At 36.7% G+C, this 17912-nt stretch carries 15 protein-coding genes; all 15 read left to right on the top strand.

Features of this window, described 5'->3' with window-relative positions:
• Window positions 1-206: 206 nt before the first annotated feature.
• The gene (gene spoIIE, locus BK579_RS01435; protein WP_078543191.1) at window positions 207-2684 is read left to right on the top strand and encodes a stage II sporulation protein E; all 2478 of its coding nucleotides are present in this window, start codon (window positions 207-209) and stop codon (window positions 2682-2684) included.
• 453 nt (window positions 2685-3137) lie between these two features.
• Complete coding sequence (locus BK579_RS01430) at window positions 3138-3875, top strand: VWA domain-containing protein (RefSeq protein ID WP_078543190.1); 738 nt, start codon at window positions 3138-3140, stop codon at window positions 3873-3875.
• Complete coding sequence (locus BK579_RS01425; RefSeq protein WP_078543189.1) at window positions 3841-4866, top strand: protein kinase domain-containing protein; 1026 nt, start codon at window positions 3841-3843, stop codon at window positions 4864-4866. Before BK579_RS01430 ends, BK579_RS01425 begins: the two co-directional genes overlap by 35 nt.
• A 114-nt stretch (window positions 4867-4980) precedes the next feature.
• A complete protein-coding gene (gene tilS, locus BK579_RS01420) occupies window positions 4981-6369 on the top strand; it encodes a tRNA lysidine(34) synthetase TilS (RefSeq protein WP_078543188.1) in 1389 nt (462 codons plus the stop codon).
• Window positions 6370-6395: 26 nt separating this feature from the next.
• Entirely contained in the window at window positions 6396-6935 is a 540-nt protein-coding gene (hpt, locus tag BK579_RS01415) for a hypoxanthine phosphoribosyltransferase (RefSeq protein ID WP_078543187.1), read from the top strand.
• Window positions 6936-7043: 108 nt separating this feature from the next.
• On the top strand, window positions 7044-8978 hold the full coding sequence (ftsH, locus tag BK579_RS01410) for an ATP-dependent zinc metalloprotease FtsH (protein WP_078543186.1): 1935 nt from the start codon (window positions 7044-7046) through the stop codon (window positions 8976-8978).
• 180 nt (window positions 8979-9158) lie between these two features.
• Complete coding sequence (locus tag BK579_RS01405) at window positions 9159-9941, top strand: type III pantothenate kinase (protein WP_078543185.1); 783 nt, start codon at window positions 9159-9161, stop codon at window positions 9939-9941.
• 47 nt (window positions 9942-9988) lie between these two features.
• The gene (gene hslO, locus BK579_RS01400) at window positions 9989-10870 is read left to right on the top strand and encodes an Hsp33 family molecular chaperone HslO (protein ID WP_078543184.1); all 882 of its coding nucleotides are present in this window, start codon (window positions 9989-9991) and stop codon (window positions 10868-10870) included.
• Window positions 10871-10918: 48 nt separating this feature from the next.
• On the top strand, window positions 10919-11824 hold the full coding sequence (locus BK579_RS01395) for a peptidyl-prolyl cis-trans isomerase (protein WP_078543183.1): 906 nt from the start codon (window positions 10919-10921) through the stop codon (window positions 11822-11824).
• 92 nt (window positions 11825-11916) lie between these two features.
• On the top strand, window positions 11917-12846 hold the full coding sequence (gene cysK, locus BK579_RS01390) for a cysteine synthase A (RefSeq protein ID WP_078543182.1): 930 nt from the start codon (window positions 11917-11919) through the stop codon (window positions 12844-12846).
• A gap of 964 nt (window positions 12847-13810) precedes the next feature.
• On the top strand, window positions 13811-15226 hold the full coding sequence (gene trpE / locus BK579_RS01385; protein WP_235848307.1) for an anthranilate synthase component I: 1416 nt from the start codon (window positions 13811-13813) through the stop codon (window positions 15224-15226).
• Between the two features lie 25 nt (window positions 15227-15251).
• Window positions 15252-15836: an aminodeoxychorismate/anthranilate synthase component II gene (gene pabA / locus BK579_RS01380; protein ID WP_078543181.1), complete on the top strand. Its 585-nt coding sequence runs from the start codon at window positions 15252-15254 to the stop codon at window positions 15834-15836.
• Window positions 15836-16702 carry an aminodeoxychorismate lyase gene (pabC, locus tag BK579_RS01375; RefSeq protein WP_078543180.1) on the top strand — a complete coding sequence of 289 codons (867 nt, stop codon included), beginning with the start codon at window positions 15836-15838 and terminating at the stop codon, window positions 16700-16702. The genes pabA and pabC overlap by 1 nt, the downstream gene beginning before the upstream one ends.
• Window positions 16703-16710: 8 nt before the next feature.
• Window positions 16711-17556 carry a dihydropteroate synthase gene (gene folP / locus BK579_RS01370; RefSeq protein WP_078550306.1) on the top strand — a complete coding sequence of 282 codons (846 nt, stop codon included), beginning with the start codon at window positions 16711-16713 and terminating at the stop codon, window positions 17554-17556.
• Window positions 17549-17911, top strand: a complete 363-nt coding sequence (gene folB, locus BK579_RS01365; protein ID WP_328589211.1) for a dihydroneopterin aldolase — start codon at window positions 17549-17551, stop codon at window positions 17909-17911. Before folP ends, folB begins: the two co-directional genes overlap by 8 nt.
• Window position 17912: the final 1 nt, after the last annotated feature.

The following is a 17912-nucleotide window of genomic DNA, read 5'->3' as shown; positions in this document are numbered from 1 at the left end:
CTTCCGTTTTTCTCCTCATATTTCTACTTTTTTCTAACATTAATTGTATATAAATAATAGAAAAACTACTAAGACCCTATCATTTTGTAATATTTCTTAAAAGATAGTCGAATGATTTTCTATAGTTGTCCTGTTGTTTTGACAAATTATTGAAAGAAACATTTGTATAATAACAATCATCTATTCAATTACAAGGAGTGTGTATGATGGAAAGAGTTGAAAGGAATCTGATTGATCCAATCTCAGAAGTTGACATAGGAAAAACTCAAAGTACATTGTATCAGGTCTTTCGGAGGTTACAAATAAAACTGGAAAACGTAATGATGCAAAAAGGATTACTGCTAATTATGATTGGGTTTTTACTTGGACGAGCACTAATTCTCGCTAGTATAACACCTTTTGCACTTCCTTTTTTTGCGACAGTATTTTTGATGAAAAGGGACAAGTCCGGATTAGTGTTTTTGGCGGTGGTTGCAGGAGCAATGACATTAACTGTTAATATCATGATTTATACAGTTATTGGAATTCTCTTATTTTTATTCACTCAGCAGGTGTTAAAAAAGTCAAAGATTGATCCAATAAAGTCTTTACCAACAGTTGTCTTATGTTCATCTTTAATTGCAAAGATATTAATCGTTTTTTTAACAACAGGAAAGGTTACGGTTTATGATGGCATGATGGCTGGTGTGGAATCAGGATTAGGATTTATCCTCACCTTAATCTTTGTACAGAGTGTTCCGTTACTTACCATGAAGAAACATAGACATGCCCTAAAGGTTGAAGAAATTATATGTATGATCATTCTGATTGCTTCGGTATTAACTGGTATGATTGGCTGGTCATTTTATGATTTATCACTTGAAAATATAATGTCGAGATATTTGGTTCTATTATTTGCATTTGTTGCAGGAGCTACTATGGGTTCAACTGTAGGAGTAGTAACAGGTTTAATCCTAAGTCTTGCAAATGTAAGCAGTTTATATCAAATGAGTCTTCTTGCATTTTCTGGTTTACTAGGTGGTTTATTAAAAGACGGGAAAAAAATTGGTGTTTCACTAGGTCTAGTCATTAGCTCGATGCTACTAGGTTTATATGGCGAAGGGTCAAATGATATTTTACCAACGCTATATGAATCTTTAATTGCAGTTACTTTGTTTCTAATCACACCAAGGTCATTAACTTCAAATCTAGCAAAGTATATTCCAGGTACGGCAGAATATTCGTCAGAACAACAACAATATTTACGTAAGATTAGAGATGTAACAGCAAACCGAGTTGAGCAGTTTTCGACAGTGTTTCAAGCCTTGTCCAACAGTTTTTCGCAGTATGGACTACCATTAGAAAAAGATGATAATGATCGTGAAATAGATTATTTCTTAAGTAATGTGACGGAAAAGACATGCCAAACATGCTTTAAGAAGGAAGTTTGTTGGGCTAAGAACTTTAATACAACATATGACTATATGAAAGATATTATGCATGAATTAGATACGGATTCTTTAGCTTACAATCATGTTTTATCGCGCGATTGGGACAAGCATTGTGTAAAATCGAAAAAAGTCATTGATGCAATTGGTCAAGAATTAACCCATTATCAAGCAAATCAAAAGTTAAAAAGACAAGTGCAAGAAAGTAGAAAATTAGTAGCTGATCAATTGATGGGTGTTTCTCAGGTGATGGGTAACTTTGCAAAAGAGATACAAAGGGAGCGTGAAAACCACCATATTCAAGAGGAGCAAATATTAGAAGCGCTTCAGTCGTTCGGAATCGAAATAGGACATGTTGAGATTTATAGTTTAGAGCAAGGCAATATTGATATCGAAATGAGTATTCCATATTGTAATGGCAGTGGGGAGTGTGAAAAGCTAATTGCCCCTATGCTCTCGAATATACTAAATGAAACGGTAATGGTTAAAAAGGAAGAATGCGCTACGTATCCTAGTGGTTATTGCCATGTATCTTTCGGGTCAACTAAGGCGTTTATTGTTGATACTGGAATTGCTCATGCAGCCAAAGGAGGAGGGCTTGTATCTGGTGATAGCTATTCAACAATTGAATTGGGAGTAGGTAAGTATGCGGTTGCAATAAGTGACGGCATGGGTAACGGTGAGCGAGCACATCATGAGAGTAATGAAACCTTAAAGCTTTTACAAAAAATTCTGCAAAGTGGAATAGAGGAGAAGGTAGCAATTAAATCCGTCAATTCTATTCTTTCATTAAGAACCACTGATGAAATATTCTCAACCCTGGATCTTGCTGTTATTGACTTGCAAGATGCCAATGTTAAATTCTTGAAGATTGGATCCACACCTAGCTATATTAAGCGAGGAGATAAAGTGATCAATGTACAAGCAAGCAATCTACCGATGGGTATAATTGAAGATTTTGAAGTGGATGTTGTAAGTGAGCAATTAAAGGCAGAGGATTTACTGATTATGATGAGCGATGGAATTTTTGAAGGTCCAAAGCATGTCGAAAATTATGATATATGGATGAAAAGAAAAATAAAGGAAATAGATACAAATGATCCACAGCAAATTGCTGATATCCTCATGGAGGAAGTTATCCGAACAAGATCTGGACATATCGAGGATGACATGACGGTAGTTGTTACTAAGATAAAAAGAAATATCCCAAAATGGGCAGCCATCCCGATTCAATCTGCCAAGAGAAAAGCACAATGATACTTAAAGAGTGTGAGGACTGTCAGAAAAGGAATAAACTTAAGTGTGAAAGTTAATATTCTTAGTACATGGAATGGGCGGAAAGTTATGCTACTCCTGCGGGACGCACGGGGTAAAGTGAGACCCCACAGGAGCCCTTGACGAGTGGGTTCACCGCATCGCCCGCGGAAAGGGCATGGTGCGCAGTGAATGGAATAGTCACCTAACTTATTTTCAGAGAAAAAAGTATGTTTTTAAAATGATAGATTAGACAACAAACAATAGAAAAAAGAATAGATTTAAGGTTTAAAGTCATCTTTTCCCGTCAATGATGGTAATACACTAAACTTCTATCTAAGGATATAGTAGTGAAGCTAGTTTTATATGTGAAGGTTTAATAGATAAATAAACCCAGTGAGGTTTTATATTATTCTTCTTGGCATATAAAACATAATCCACTAGGAGGGGATAAGAATGCAAAAAGGTTCATTAAAACAAATACTTTTAATAACAGATGGCTGCTCAAATCAGGGGGAAGATCCTCTAGCAATGGCAGCTCTAGCAAAAGAACAAGGAGTAACTGTAAACGTAATTGGAGTTTTAGAACAAGATACAATTGACGAAAAGGGACTTCAAGAAATTGAAGGGATTGCAATGGCAAGTGGAGGGGTAAGTCAAGTAGTCTACTCGACACAACTCTCTCATACTGTTCAAATGGTTACCAGACAGGCGATGACACAAACGTTGCAAGGGGTAGTTAACAAAGAGCTACAACAAATCCTTGGTGGAAACGCATCAATGGAAGAATTACCCCCTGAGAAGCGCGGTGAGGTCTTAGAGGTGGTTGATGAACTAGGTGAAACGGTGGAACTCGAGGTCCTTGTCCTAGTTGATACAAGTGCTAGTATGAAACATAAACTACCAACCGTAAAAGAGGCCTTACTAGATTTGTCTTTAAGTTTAAACGCTCGTATGGGTGATAATAAGTTTGCTGTCTTTGTATTTCCTGGGAAAAGAAAAGATGTCGAAAAAGTGCTAGATTGGACACCTAATCTTGAATCTCTTTCGAGTATATTCCCGAAATTGACAACAGGAGGTATAACACCAACTGGTCCAGCGATTAGAGAAGCACTCACATACTTCAAGAAAAAGCGTTCGTTAAGGAGTTTGATTTCTCGTGATGAACAATACTACGAAGAGTCAGGTATGTAATGTTAGGCCGGGAACTGTAATCACAGGAAAATGGCATAAAAATTCTTATAAAGTGATGAAGTCATTAGGATATGGAGCAAACGGGGTAGTTTATTTGACCGAAGCACCTAATGGATTGGTTGCCTTGAAAATAAGTGAAAATAGCATGTCAATTACTTCAGAGGTTAATGTTCTGAAGCGCTTTTCAAAGGTCCAAGGGTCAGCCCTAGGACCTTCTTTGCTAGATGTGGATGATTGGCTTAGACATGATTATTCTAAGACAGTCCCTTTTTACGTGATGGAATACATAAAAGGAGATAACTATTTATCCTTTGTTGAAAAACGGGGAAAAGAGTGGGCAGGCATTCTTTGCTTACAGTTGCTTACTGACTTAGATCGACTTCACCAAGAAGGATGGGTGTTTGGTGATCTAAAGCCAGATAATCTAATTGTTTCAGGACATCCTCCGAAAATACGCTGTATTGATGTGGGTGGAACAACAATTCAGGGAAGGTCAATTAAAGAATTTACAGAGTTTTTTGACCGGGGTTACTGGGGAGCAGGAACAAGAAAAGCCGAGCCTTCATATGATTTATTTGCTGTAGCTATGATTATCATTAATACTTATTATCCTAAAAGATTCCCTCGCAAAAGTAATGAAAAGGGAAAAGAACAATTAAAACAAATGATTTTAGCTAATCAGGATTTAAGGAAATATGAAAAAGTTTTATTAAATGCGATTGACGGTAGATATCAACAAGCAAGTGAAATGAGGAGAGATTTAGTATCAGCCATAAGTAGGATTGATAAACAATCAGGTAATGTGGGTGGGACTAATATTAAAGCGAAAGCTAAAAGTACACCTCCACCAAACAGACCTATACAAAAAAAATCTACTAGGATCTCTAAAAAAAAGAAGCAATCGAGTATGAAAGGTGCTATCGAAACGGTTTTAATAATGGTGATGGTTTTATTTGGGTATATTCTTTATATATATGGTCAGTTGCTTTAATCCCACATCGTGCAGTAGCTTTTAAAATAAATTTCATAACTTTTTTTGCAGAATAAGGATTATAGGTGGTAGGATAAGGGTAATGCTTGTATGATGTTTAAGGATGATTACTAAATGTTAAATGAAGTAGAAAAATTTATAAAAAGTAACCAACTGATTGTAGAAAACACAATCATTGTTGTTGGTGTTTCAGGTGGTCCCGACTCATTGGCACTTTTACATTATCTTATGAATACTTACCATGAAAAAGGCATTAAGCTGATTGCTGCCCATGTAGACCATATGTTTCGAGGGAAGGAGTCGGAGGAAGATCTTCTCTTTGTTAAAAGATTTTGTAATGAATTACATATACCATTTGAATCTGCCCAAATAGATGTTAAGCATTATCAAAAGGAAAAAGGGATAAGCTCACAGTTAGCAGCACGCGAATGTCGATATCGATTCTTTGATGAAACCATGAAAAAATATCAAGCTCATTTCTTGGCCTTGGGACATCATGGTGATGATCAAGTTGAAACAGTTCTCATGAGGTTAGTGAGGGGGGCACTTCCTTCTAGTTTTGCGGGGATGAGAGCAAAAAGACCTTTCTCTACCGGACATATCATCAGACCGTTCTTATCGATTACAAAGGATGATATAAAAGGTTACTGTGAGGCCTTTCAGTTGTCTCCACGTATTGACCCAAGTAACGATTTAGACACGTATACACGAAATCGCTTTAGACATCATGTATTGCCCTTTTTAAAAGAAGAGAATAAACAGGTTCATACTAAATTTCAACGTTTTAGTGAAATCGTTTATGAAGATGAATCATTATTACAGGAATTAACTGTACAAAGAATGAATACAGTATTTAAAAAGAAAAGCAAAGAACATGTCACCATTTCTATAAGTGAATTTCTTGCAATGCCTAAATCTTTACAAAGAAGAGGGATTCAACTAATATTAAACTATCTTTATTGGAGGACATCTCCAGACCTTTCCTTAATACATATAGATAATTTACTATCCTTTTTGGAAAAAGAGCATCCGTCTGGAAGTCTTGATTTTCCACAAGGCTTGCAAATTATTCGATCCTATAACGAGTGTTATTTTACCTTTTCCCCAAAAAAGGCCGAGCCATTTACTATCATCATTCAAAATGAAACGAATATTCAATTTGATAATGGTTATGAATTGGTCTGTAAGATATGGGAAAACTACTCTGAGGAATTGACTGGTGATGATATATTTATTATTGATTCGGATTCATTTAGCTTTCCTTTTTTTGCTCGTACAAGAAAAACTGGAGACAAAATGACCCAAAAAGGCATGAAGGGTACCAAAAAGGTAAAAGATATCTTTATTGATAAAAAAGTAGATCGCAGTATGCGAGATACATGGCCTATTATTACTGATGTCAACGATACAATATTATGGATTCCATTAATAAAAAAATCCACATATGAAGTCGTTGATTTAATGAAAGATAAGTATATTGTTTTCCAGTATAAGAAGTATTGACAACTTTTAGGGGGCAAAAAGCTGATATGAAGCAAGATATTGAAAAAGTACTCTTTACAGAAGAAGAAATTCAAGAAAAAGTAGTACAGTTAGGAAAAACGTTAACAGAAGAATATGGTGACAAATTTCCTTTAGCGATTGGTATTCTTAAGGGTGCAATGCCATTCATGGGAGATTTATTAAAAAGAATGGATGCATATTTAGAAATGGATTTCATGGATGTATCAAGTTATGGAAATTCAACTGTTTCTTCGGGAGAAGTGAAAATTTTAAAGGATTTGGATACATCAGTTGAAGGTCGAGATATCTTAATTATTGAGGATATTATCGATAGTGGATTGACACTAAGTTATATTGTAGAACTTTTCCGATACCGTAAGGCAAGATCAATTAAGATTGTTACATTACTTGATAAGCCAACTGGAAGAAAAGCATCGATTGAAGCAGATTATGTTGGTTTTATTGTTCCAGATGCTTTTGTGGTAGGTTATGGTCTGGACTATGCTGAGAAATATCGAAATTTGCCATACATAGGTGTGTTAAAACCAGAAGTTTATAGTCAATAATTGTCGATTTGTGTGATATTGCTTGAACCCTTGGTATATTGTTTGATTTGACTTAAATTACTATGATACTATTTAATATAGTTTGTTCATCGTGGGAGGAGGTAAGGGATGAATCGGATTTTCCGTAATACGATCTTTTATTTATTAATCTTTTTAGTAATTATAGGTGTAGTTAGCTTTTTTCAAGGAAACAATGCACCAACAGAAGAAATGAGATATGATCAATTTATTTCTAACCTTGAAAATGGTAAGGTTGAAAACTTTACAATACAACCTGAGCGTGGGGTGTATGTTGTTAGAGGTCAGCTAAAGGAATATGAGGATGACAAGAAATTTTTCCAGACTTTTGTTGTGAACAGTGACAATGCCATGACGCGGATCGATGAAGCTGCAGCTGCAGGTGGTATCGATGTTACGATTCTCCAAGCAAAAGAAACAAGTGGATGGGTAACATTCTTCACTTCAATCATTCCTTTCATTATCATCTTTATTTTATTCTTCTTCTTACTTAACCAAGCTCAGGGCGGCGGAAGTCGTGTTATGAACTTTGGTAAAAGTAAGGCAAAGCTTTATAGCGAAGATAAGAAGAAGGTTAAATTTAAGGATGTAGCGGGTGCTGATGAAGAAAAGCAAGAGCTTGTTGAAGTGGTTGAATTCTTAAAGGACCCAAGAAAGTTTGCTGAGCTTGGTGCACGTATTCCGAAGGGTGTTTTATTAGTAGGACCTCCGGGAACTGGTAAAACTTTACTTGCGAGAGCTGTTGCGGGAGAAGCAGGAGTACCTTTCTTCTCAATTAGTGGTTCAGACTTCGTTGAAATGTTTGTAGGGGTCGGAGCATCTCGTGTACGTGACCTTTTTGAAAATGCAAAAAAGAACGCACCTTGTATTATTTTTATTGATGAAATCGATGCAGTAGGTCGTCAGCGTGGAGCAGGACTTGGTGGAGGACATGACGAACGTGAGCAGACATTAAACCAATTACTTGTTGAAATGGATGGCTTTGGTGCGAATGAAGGAATTATTATCGTAGCAGCAACAAACCGCCCAGATATTCTTGATCCTGCACTTTTGCGTCCAGGTCGTTTTGACAGACAAATTACTGTAGATCGCCCAGATGTAATTGGAAGAGAAGCAGTATTAAAGGTTCATGCTCATAATAAGCCATTAGATGAAACCGTAAATCTTAAAGCAATTGCTGCGAGAACGCCAGGATTTTCTGGTGCTGACTTAGAAAACTTATTGAATGAGGCTGCTCTTGTTGCAGCACGTCAAAATAAAAAGACGATTCAGATGGAAGATATTGATGAAGCAACAGATCGAGTGATAGCAGGGCCTGCGAAGAAAACGAGAGTTATCTCGAAAAAGGAACGAAATATTGTTGCTTATCATGAAGCAGGACACGTTATTATTGGAGTTGTTTTAGACGAAGCGGATATGGTACATAAAGTAACGATCGTGCCTCGTGGTCAAGCGGGTGGGTATGCAGTAATGCTTCCTAGAGAGGATCGTTATTTCATGACAAAGCCAGAATTACTTGATAAGATTACAGGGCTACTTGGTGGTCGTGTTGCTGAAGAAATTGTCTTTGGAGAAGTAAGTACAGGAGCACATAATGATTTCCAACGTGCCACTGCAATTGCTCGTAAGATGGTCACTGAGTATGGAATGAGTGAAAAGCTTGGACCACTACAATTTGGTCAGGCCCAAGGTGGTCAAGTGTTCCTGGGTAGAGATATCCATAATGAGCAGAATTATAGTGATGCAATTGCTCATGAAATTGATATGGAAATTCAACGCTTCATTAAGGAAAGCTATGAACGAGCTCGTAAGATACTTACTGAAAATCGTGAAAAGCTTGAATTAATTGCTAAAACCTTACTTGATGTTGAAACATTAGATGCCGAACAAATTAAAGGTCTTGTTGATCATGGTAAGTTACCAGAGAGACCAGTTGCAGCAGATAAGACAACTACAACAACAGTATCTACCGATGACGTTAAAGTAAATATAAATAAGAAAAAAGATGATACTCAGGATAACTAATAATTAATATGCAAAGCGATTTGGCCAGATGGTCAAATCGCTTTTTTCCTCTTTAACAATAGCCTCTAAATTTTCTTCGCCCAATATAACCCTGGGAAGTAGGCTAGGTATTAAACTTTTATTGCCGACTATGTTATGATTAGGACAAAAAATAAGATTAAAATAAAGTGGTGAATTCTGATGATCTTTGTATTGGATGTTGGTAATACAAATACAGTATTGGGAGTATATGAAAACAATGAGCTAAAGCATCATTGGAGAATCGAAACCAGTCGAAGTAAAACAGAAGATGAATATGGGATGGTGATAAAGTCTTTACTAGAGCATGTTCATTTATCTTTTAAGGATATTAAGGGGGTCATTATCTCCTCGGTTGTTCCTCCTATAATGTTTGCGCTTGAACGAATGTGTGATAAGTATTTTCATGTAAAGCCGATGATTGTGGGACCAGGGATTAAAACAGGCCTAAATATAAAATATGATAATCCAAAAGAAGTGGGAGCCGATCGAATTGTGAATGCCGTTGCAGGTATTCATTTATACGGATCTCCACTAATTATAGTGGATTTTGGAACTGCGACTACATACTGTTACATTAATGAGCAAGGTCAATATATGGGTGGAGCTATTGCTCCTGGGATTGGCATTTCAACTGAAGCACTATACTCCCGAGCTTCCAAGCTACCAAGAATTGAAATAGCAAGACCAGATCATGTGATTGGAAAAAATACTGTAAGTGCGATGCAATCAGGTATCCTATTTGGATATGTAGGTCAAGTTGAAGGAATTGTAAACCGAATTAAATCACAAGCTAAAGAAGAACCAAAGGTAATCGCAACAGGTGGTCTAGCAACTCTTATTGCAAAGGAATCGAATGTGATCGATATTATTGAACCATTTTTAACACTAAAAGGGTTACAGCTAATCTATGAGCGAAATATTGATCAGCGATATAGAGGATAAATGTGTTTTTAACAAAGAAAATCAACTAGATTTGAAAGGGGTATAATATGTCAGATTATTTAATTAAAGCACTTGCATTTGGAGGTCAGGTTAGAGCCTATGCATTGCGTACAACTGACACTGTTTCAGAGGCTCAAGTTAGACATCAGACATGGCCAACTGCATCAGCTGCACTAGGTAGAGCTATGACTGCTGGAGTGATGCTCGGTGCTGCTCTTAAAGGAGAAGAAAAAACAACCATAAAAATTGAAGGCAGAGGCCCAATCGGTGTTATTTTAGTTGATAGTAATGCTAAGGGGGAGGTTCGAGGATATGTAACAAATCCGCAAACCCATTTCGACTTAAATCAATTTGGTAAGCTTGATGTAAGAAGAGCTGTTGGCACCGAGGGTACCTTAACAGTTGTTAAAGACCTAGGAATGAGAGACCAATTCTCTGGACAAGTCCCAATTGTCTCAGGAGAACTGGGTGAAGACTTCACGTATTATCTCGTTTCTTCAGAACAAGTTCCCTCATCAGTTGGAGTGGGAGTATTAGTTAATCCAGACTATTCGATCCTAGCTGCTGGTGGTTTTCTTGTGCAATTACTTCCGGGAACGGATGAAGAAACAATTACTGAAATTGAAACAAGATTAAATAATATTTCACCTATTTCAACACTTATACAAAATGGATTATCACCTGAGGATATATTGTACGAGATTTTAGGTGAAGAAAATGTAAAGATTTTAGACCGTATGGATGTTTCTTTTAATTGTCCTTGCTCACGTGAACGACTCGAAAACGCTATTATCAGTTTAGGGGAACAAGAAATCCAAGAGATGATTGATGAAGATGGTAAAGCTGATGCAGAATGTCACTTTTGTAATGAAACGTATCATTTTACAAAAGATGACTTAACTCAATTAAAGGATCAAGCAAAGCATTAGACAATCTTAGTATTTTGTTTTTACAGAAGATGGTGGGGAGAGGGAAAAGTGAATACAAAAACATTGTGGGGAATCATTGTTACATTGGCTTTAATGAATTGTTTTACTATTGCTTTCTTTGTTAATGAAAACACCAGAACTAAAGAGGTATCTAGCAATGTAATGATCGATAGTACTGCAGAGGAATCTGTTGCTAGTATAGGTAACACTGTTATCACAAGGCAACAATGGATTACAGAACTGGAAGAACGCTATGGAAAAGAAACACTAGAGGACTTAATTGATGAGACGGTTATAAAACTGATGGCAGAAAAGTATAATATTAAGATCTCATCTGAAGTAATTGACCGAGAAGTAACGATGATAAAAACAATGTATAACCCACTTGATCATGAAAAGATTAATGATGAGCAATGGAGAGAGCAGATTGAGATGAGTTTACTCCTAGAGGAATTGGTAACAAAAGACGCAGTCATTTCTGAAGAAGAGATGCAGCAATTTTATGATAAAAATAAAGAACTCTATGATATTCCAACTACATACCATTTATCTCATATTGTCGTAAATACTCTCGATGAAGCAAATCAGGTGATCCAAGAATTAAATAATGGCTCTAGCTTTACTGCGCTAGCCATGGAAAAGTCAATTGATGAGTTCTCGGCAAATCAAGGCGGAGAACTTGGTTTTGTATCACTAGAAAGTGGATATATTCCTTCATCGTATATTGAAACAGCTAGTGAATTGAAACCAAACGAATGGAGTCAGCCACTAAAAGTGACAGATGGATATGCTGTAATTGTGGTTCACGAAACGATTAATGGAGTATCTTATACATTTGAACAAGTAAAGGATCAAATAAAGAGACAAATTGCCATTGATCAAGTCCAAGGTTCCTTATCTATCCAGCCATTTTGGGAAGAAGCTGATGTATCGTGGTTTTACGGAAAAAATTAATAAACTAAGTTAAAATGATTGACAATTTTGATATCAATTGGTAAATTGTATACAAAACCAATAAAAATACTAGGGATTAAGAGGTGGATGAAATGGTACGTGTAGCAAATTCAATTCATGAGTTAGTAGGACAGACACCAATCGTTAAGCTTAATAGACTTGTTGATGCTGATAGCGCAGATGTTTATTTGAAATTAGAGTTTATGAATCCTGGAAGTAGTGTAAAAGACCGTATTGCGCTTGCAATGATTGAAGCTGCAGAAAAAGAAGGTAAACTAAAAGAGGGAGATACTCTTGTAGAGCCAACTAGCGGAAACACTGGTATTGGTCTAGCGATGGTTGCGGCAGCCAAAGGAATCAAGGCAATCTTAGTTATGCCTGAAACGATGAGTATGGAAAGACGCAACCTGTTACGTGCTTATGGTGCTGAGCTAGTATTAACACCTGGACCAGAAGGTATGGGTGGTGCAATTCGCAAGGCTGAAGAGCTTGCGAAGGAACATGGCTATTTTATGCCACAACAGTTCAAAAACGAAGCGAACCCTGAAATTCATCGTAATACAACTGGTAAAGAAATTGTTGAGCAAATGAGCGATGGTCTTGATGCATTTATTTCTGGGATCGGAACGGGCGGAACAATTACAGGTGCAGGGCAAGTGATTAAAGAAAATTTCCCTGGCGTGAAAATTGTTGCAGTTGAGCCAGCTGATTCTCCAGTCTTATCTGGTGGTAAGCCAGGTCCACATAAAATTCAAGGGATTGGTGCAGGTTTTGTACCAGATATTCTTGATACAAAAGTATATGATGAAATTATTACTGTGAAAAATGAAGAAGCATTTGAATATGCTCGTCGTGCTGCTAGAGAAGAAGGTCTTCTAGGTGGTATATCTTCAGGAGCAGCAATCTGCGCTGCGTTAAAAGTAGCAAAAGAACTTGGTAAAGGGAAGAAGGTATTAGCAATCATTCCAAGTAATGGTGAGCGCTATTTAAGTACTCCGCTTTATCAATTTGAACAAGAATAATAAATAATCAACGTCCTATTTAAAGCCCCTTACTATTAAGTAAGGGGCTATTAATAACGTTTAATATAGTTTTAAACTGAAAAAAACACCATTTACAGTATAACGGGTTCTTATGTGGGGGGAGAAGATAGGATTTAACAAGGAAAACAGGGATATATTTACCCAACCCTATTAGCACCTGAAATTACCGAGGTTTTTTACTTATAACATAGCACCGTTCGTTCAATAAGTGATTCTTAATTCATGGTCCCACCCGGCTTTAAAAAAGCGGAATCTCTTCGTACCTAGATTAGTGAATTAGCAGCATGAGCTGATAAATTAAGGGGAGAAACTTCCCTTAATTAGGAAAAATGACTGAAAATAGTTATGATAGAGGTAAAATTTCCCGTTATCTACTTGAAAAACATGAAAATGGGGTGATTGTGTTTTGGTTAAAGGGAAAACTTCCCCTTAATTACCCCTAACCAAGCAATACTCTGCAGTTTAAAGGAAAAATATCCCCTTATTATAGTATCTCTGGTCACTGGATTAATGATTCCGGCGATTTACCTCTTTTCCAAAGTCAATTTAGCAGAGAAATTGGGCGCTGAATTATAATTATTATGCATCGGATAAATTGGCAAGCTAAAAGTATGCCAATTCTAAGGTTTAATCCCATAAATCAATAATTAAAAGAAAACAAAGAGGCCAAAATCGCTACGCTAAAAGATTCTGCTAATCCATTTGTAGATTGTATTGCATCTCCCCGTTAACGGAAGCCGTTATTTACAGTATATTGGTCTAATTTCAGAAGAAAGAAGCCACTCCACCTAGTTCATAGTGATTTTTATAGCATTTTCAAAAGCAACAATGATTTTAAAAAAAGCCTTTATTAAAGATTAATAACTCCTTTTCTTTCAAAATGGTGAACATAAATAAAGAATCATGTACAATGTCATTATGAGAGTGCAAGGAGAGTGAAGTAGTGCAACATCTTAGGATTCCTTTAGCAAAAAAATTACCATATAAGCAAAACGATTGGTTCAAACAATATAAAAATTTATCTAAACTAGAGCCTTACCACATACTTTTAGAAAGTGGACGTGGTGGAAGGTATAGCATTATTGGATTAAAACCTTTTGCGTTATTAAAAGGGAAAAATCACGAACTTTTAATTACGGATTTTCAAACTGGTAACCAAATGCTCAGAAATGGAGATCCGCTAGAGCTTATGAAAGAGTGGATGAGTCAATACAAGACTGTTCAGAATCCGAATTTTCCAGATTTTCAAGGTGGAGCGATAGGGTTTGTCAGTTATGACTATGCAAGGTATATCGAGAAGCTACCAACAGAAGCCAAGGATGATTTAGAAACACCCGATCTTTATTTTATGGTTTTTGATGACGTGTTTGTTTTTGATCATCATGAAGAGGTATTATGGTTAATTACCCATTATAAGCAAGATGAGCTAAAATCGGCTGAAGATAAATTGGATTTCTTAGAGAAACTCTGGACGACCCTGGACGATCAGGAATGGCAATATTCATACCAAAATCCATCACAGGGATTATCATATCAGGTTTCCTTAACAGAAAGTGAATTTAAGGATGCGGTGACAAAGATTCAAAATTATATCTCTGCTGGGGACATTTTCCAGGTTAATCTATCTGTAAGGCAATCACAGCCATTACATTCGCATCCATTTTATATTTATGAAATGCTCAGAAGTGTTAATCCTTCTCCATACATGTCTTATGCTCAGTTCCCTGAATTCCAACTTGTTAGTGGCTCACCTGAGCTTTTGGTAAAGAAAAAGGGACAAGAGGTAAGTACAAGACCTATTGCAGGGACAAGGTCTAGAGGAAGAAATGAAGAAGAAGATATTGCATTAGCGAATGAATTAATAGAAAATGAAAAAGAGCGAGCTGAACATGTGATGCTTGTTGATTTAGAACGGAACGACCTAGGACGAGTATGTGAATATGGTACTGTCGAAGTCGATGAATTTATGGTTATTGAAAGGTATTCACATGTGATGCATATTGTCTCAAATGTTAGAGGTATCCTTTCCAGCGGAAAAGATGAATTTGACGTCTTACGAGCAACATTTCCAGGCGGTACGATTACTGGAGCACCAAAGGTTCGAACGATGGAAATTATTGAAGAACTTGAGACTGTGCGAAGAGGGGTTTATACTGGTTCTATAGGCTGGATTAGTTTTTCTGGCGAAATGGAATTTAATATCGCTATCCGTACAATGGTGGCAAAGGATGGTATGGCTCATGTGCAAGCGGGCGCAGGAATTGTCATAGATTCCAATCCGAAGCATGAATATAAGGAATCATTAAAAAAGGCCATGGCATTATGGAAGGCAAAGGAATTGAGTGAAGCTGAGCGTTAGAAAAAATGAGCATGAGGTGAGTTAGATGATTTTAATGATTGATAACTATGATTCTTTTACATTTAATTTAGTACAATATTTAGGTGAGCTTGGACAAGAATTGGTAGTTAAGAGAAATGATGAAATATCAGTTAAAGAAATAGAAGAGTTAAATCCAGAGTTTTTGATGATTTCTCCTGGTCCTTGTAGTCCAAATGAAGCGGGTATAAGTTTAGAGGCGATTGAATACTTTGCTGGAAAAATTCCGATTTTTGGTGTTTGTTTAGGCCATCAATCCATCGGGCAAGTATTTGGTGGTGATGTAGTCCGTGCAGATCGATTAATGCATGGTAAAACATCACAAATCCATCATAATAATGAATCAATCTTTGAAGGATTAGAAAATCCGCTAACTGCGACTAGATACCATTCATTAATTGTTAAAAAAGAGACTCTACCGGAGTGCTTAGAAGTGACAGCATGGACGGATGAACAGGAAATTATGGCTCTTAGACATAAAACACTGCCAATTGAAGGTGTTCAGTTCCATCCGGAATCCATTATGACTTCCTTCGGTAAGGAAATGCTTCAAAATTTTATTACGAAATATAAAAGGATTGAGCAGAATTAATGTTCATCTATATAAATGGCGAAATCGTAAGACAAGAAGATGCAAAAATTTCCCCCTTTGACCATGGGTACATCTATGGTCTAGGGGTTTTTGAAACGCTGAGAGTATACGGTAATCATCCTTTTTTATTGGATGATCACCTTAGTCGATTAACATCAGGTTTGAAGGAATTAAACATTCATTTTGAACTAACGAAAGAATCGATACTTGATATTTTACATAGAACGTTAAGTTCTAATGGTTTACAAGATGCCTATGTCCGAATTAACGTTTCTGCCGGACATGGGGAAATTGGTTTACAAACAGAGGAATACCATAATCCGACCATTATCGTTTTTGTTAAACCACTTCCTTCATTTCAAGCACAAAAACAGGCGATCATCCTCGATACTACCCGTAACACTCCAGAGGGATCATTTCGGTTGAAATCACATCATTTCTTAAATAATATCTATGCTAAAAGAGAACTTGGTAACGACCCGAACAAGGAAGGGATATTTTTAACAAGAGATGGAAAAGTTGCTGAAGGTATCACTTCAAATCTCTTTTGGTTTAAAGATGAGTGTTTTTTTACTCCGGCTTTAAGCACAGGAATATTAAGTGGAATTACAAGAGCATACTTAATAGATGTGATAAGACTCTTAGGTTATCCTCTTTATGAGGGGGAGTTTACAGTAGATGAATTGCAGGGGTGTGATGAAATCTTTATCACCAATTCAGTTCAAGAAATCGTTCCCATTTCTTGTTTGAATGATCATGAATTTCCTGGAACTAGAGGTGTTTTCACTTCAAAGCTTATGAACATCTACAAAAGTCATAGTCATAAACTCTTCAGCAGAAAAGAATTAAAAGAAGGAATGATTTAATAGTGAGTATGATCAACCTTAAATATCCTCAACTTGAATGTGGTCCGTTTCAACTTACATATGCTGAGAAAACCTTTATTATGGGAATCTTAAATATGACGCCTGATTCCTTCTCTGATGGTGGCAAATTCAATCATCTTGATCTAGCATTAGAGCACGCAAGAGAGATGGTTGCAGAGGGTGCCGATTTGATAGACATTGGAGGAGAATCAACTCGTCCAGGGTCTGAAAAAGTAAGCCAGGAAGATGAACTTAAACGTGTGGTTCCTGTCATTAAGACGATTACCTCTTCTATTAACGTCCCGATATCAATTGATACATATAAAGCAGAAGTAGCCAGACAGGCAATCGAAGCTGGTGCCCATATTATTAATGATGTATGGGGAGCAAAAGCAGATCCTAAAATGGCTCAAGTAGCAGCTGATTATAATGTACCAATTATCCTTATGCATAACCGGTCAAATAAAAACTATAAGCATTTGATTAATGATATGATAGATGACTTGAATGAAAGCATTAATATTGTCAAAAGTGCAGGGGTGAAAGATGATAAGATCATTCTTGATCCTGGTATTGGCTTTGCGAAAGATTTTCAGGACAACTTAGAGGTTCTGAGAAATTTAGAGCAGTTTAACCATCTGGGATACCCCGTTCTATTAGGTACCTCAAGAAAAACCTTTATTGGCCATGTCCTTGACTTGCCTCCAGCGCAAAGAGATGAGGGGACTGGCGCAACGACTGCCCTTGGAATACAAAAGGGGTGTTCATTTGTAAGAGTTCATAATGTCAGATTAAATAAACGGATTGCACAAATGATGGATGTGCTTGAAGGTAAAGGTGGAGAAAATGATTGATAAAATAATTGTAAATCAAATGGAGTTTTATGGATATCATGGCGTGTTGCCAGAAGAAACGGTCTTAGGTCAACGTTTTTTTGTTGATTTAATTGTTGAAACGGATCTATCGGCAGCCGGTAAGACGGATGATTTAACATATACAATTAATTATGCAGAACTATATGAACGCTGTAAGGATATAGTTGAAGGCGAGCCTTATAAACTAATAGAAGCTGTTGCTGAAAAAATCGCTGCAGTGATTTTAGATTCTTTTCCGGCTGTAGTTACTTGTCATGTAAAACTCATAAAACCAAACCCTCCGATACATGGTCACTATCATTCAGTGGCGGTGGAAATAAAGAGGGGAAGATAAA

Source organism: Litchfieldia alkalitelluris (assembly GCF_002019645.1).
In the GTDB taxonomy this organism is placed as follows: domain Bacteria; phylum Bacillota; class Bacilli; order Bacillales; family Bacillaceae_L; genus Litchfieldia; species Litchfieldia alkalitelluris.
The sequence above is the reverse complement of the archived record's forward strand: the minus strand, read 5'-3'. Positions and strand labels throughout refer to the sequence as shown.

Coding starts and splice junctions, on each gene's coding strand:
- spoIIE (WP_078543191.1), top strand. CDS start 207: ATGGAAAGAGTTGAAAGGAATCTGATTGATCCAATCTCAGAAGTTGAC.
- BK579_RS01430 (WP_078543190.1), top strand. CDS start 3,138: ATGCAAAAAGGTTCATTAAAACAAATACTTTTAATAACAGATGGCTGC.
- tilS (WP_078543188.1), top strand. CDS start 4,981: ATGTTAAATGAAGTAGAAAAATTTATAAAAAGTAACCAACTGATTGTA.
- hpt (WP_078543187.1), top strand. CDS start 6,396: ATGAAGCAAGATATTGAAAAAGTACTCTTTACAGAAGAAGAAATTCAA.
- ftsH (WP_078543186.1), top strand. CDS start 7,044: ATGAATCGGATTTTCCGTAATACGATCTTTTATTTATTAATCTTTTTA.
- BK579_RS01405 (WP_078543185.1), top strand. CDS start 9,159: ATGATCTTTGTATTGGATGTTGGTAATACAAATACAGTATTGGGAGTA.
- hslO (WP_078543184.1), top strand. CDS start 9,989: ATGTCAGATTATTTAATTAAAGCACTTGCATTTGGAGGTCAGGTTAGA.
- cysK (WP_078543182.1), top strand. CDS start 11,917: ATGGTACGTGTAGCAAATTCAATTCATGAGTTAGTAGGACAGACACCA.
- pabA (WP_078543181.1), top strand. CDS start 15,252: ATGATTTTAATGATTGATAACTATGATTCTTTTACATTTAATTTAGTA.
- pabC (WP_078543180.1), top strand. CDS start 15,836: ATGTTCATCTATATAAATGGCGAAATCGTAAGACAAGAAGATGCAAAA.
- folP (WP_078550306.1), top strand. CDS start 16,711: ATGATCAACCTTAAATATCCTCAACTTGAATGTGGTCCGTTTCAACTT.
- folB (WP_328589211.1), top strand. CDS start 17,549: ATGATTGATAAAATAATTGTAAATCAAATGGAGTTTTATGGATATCAT.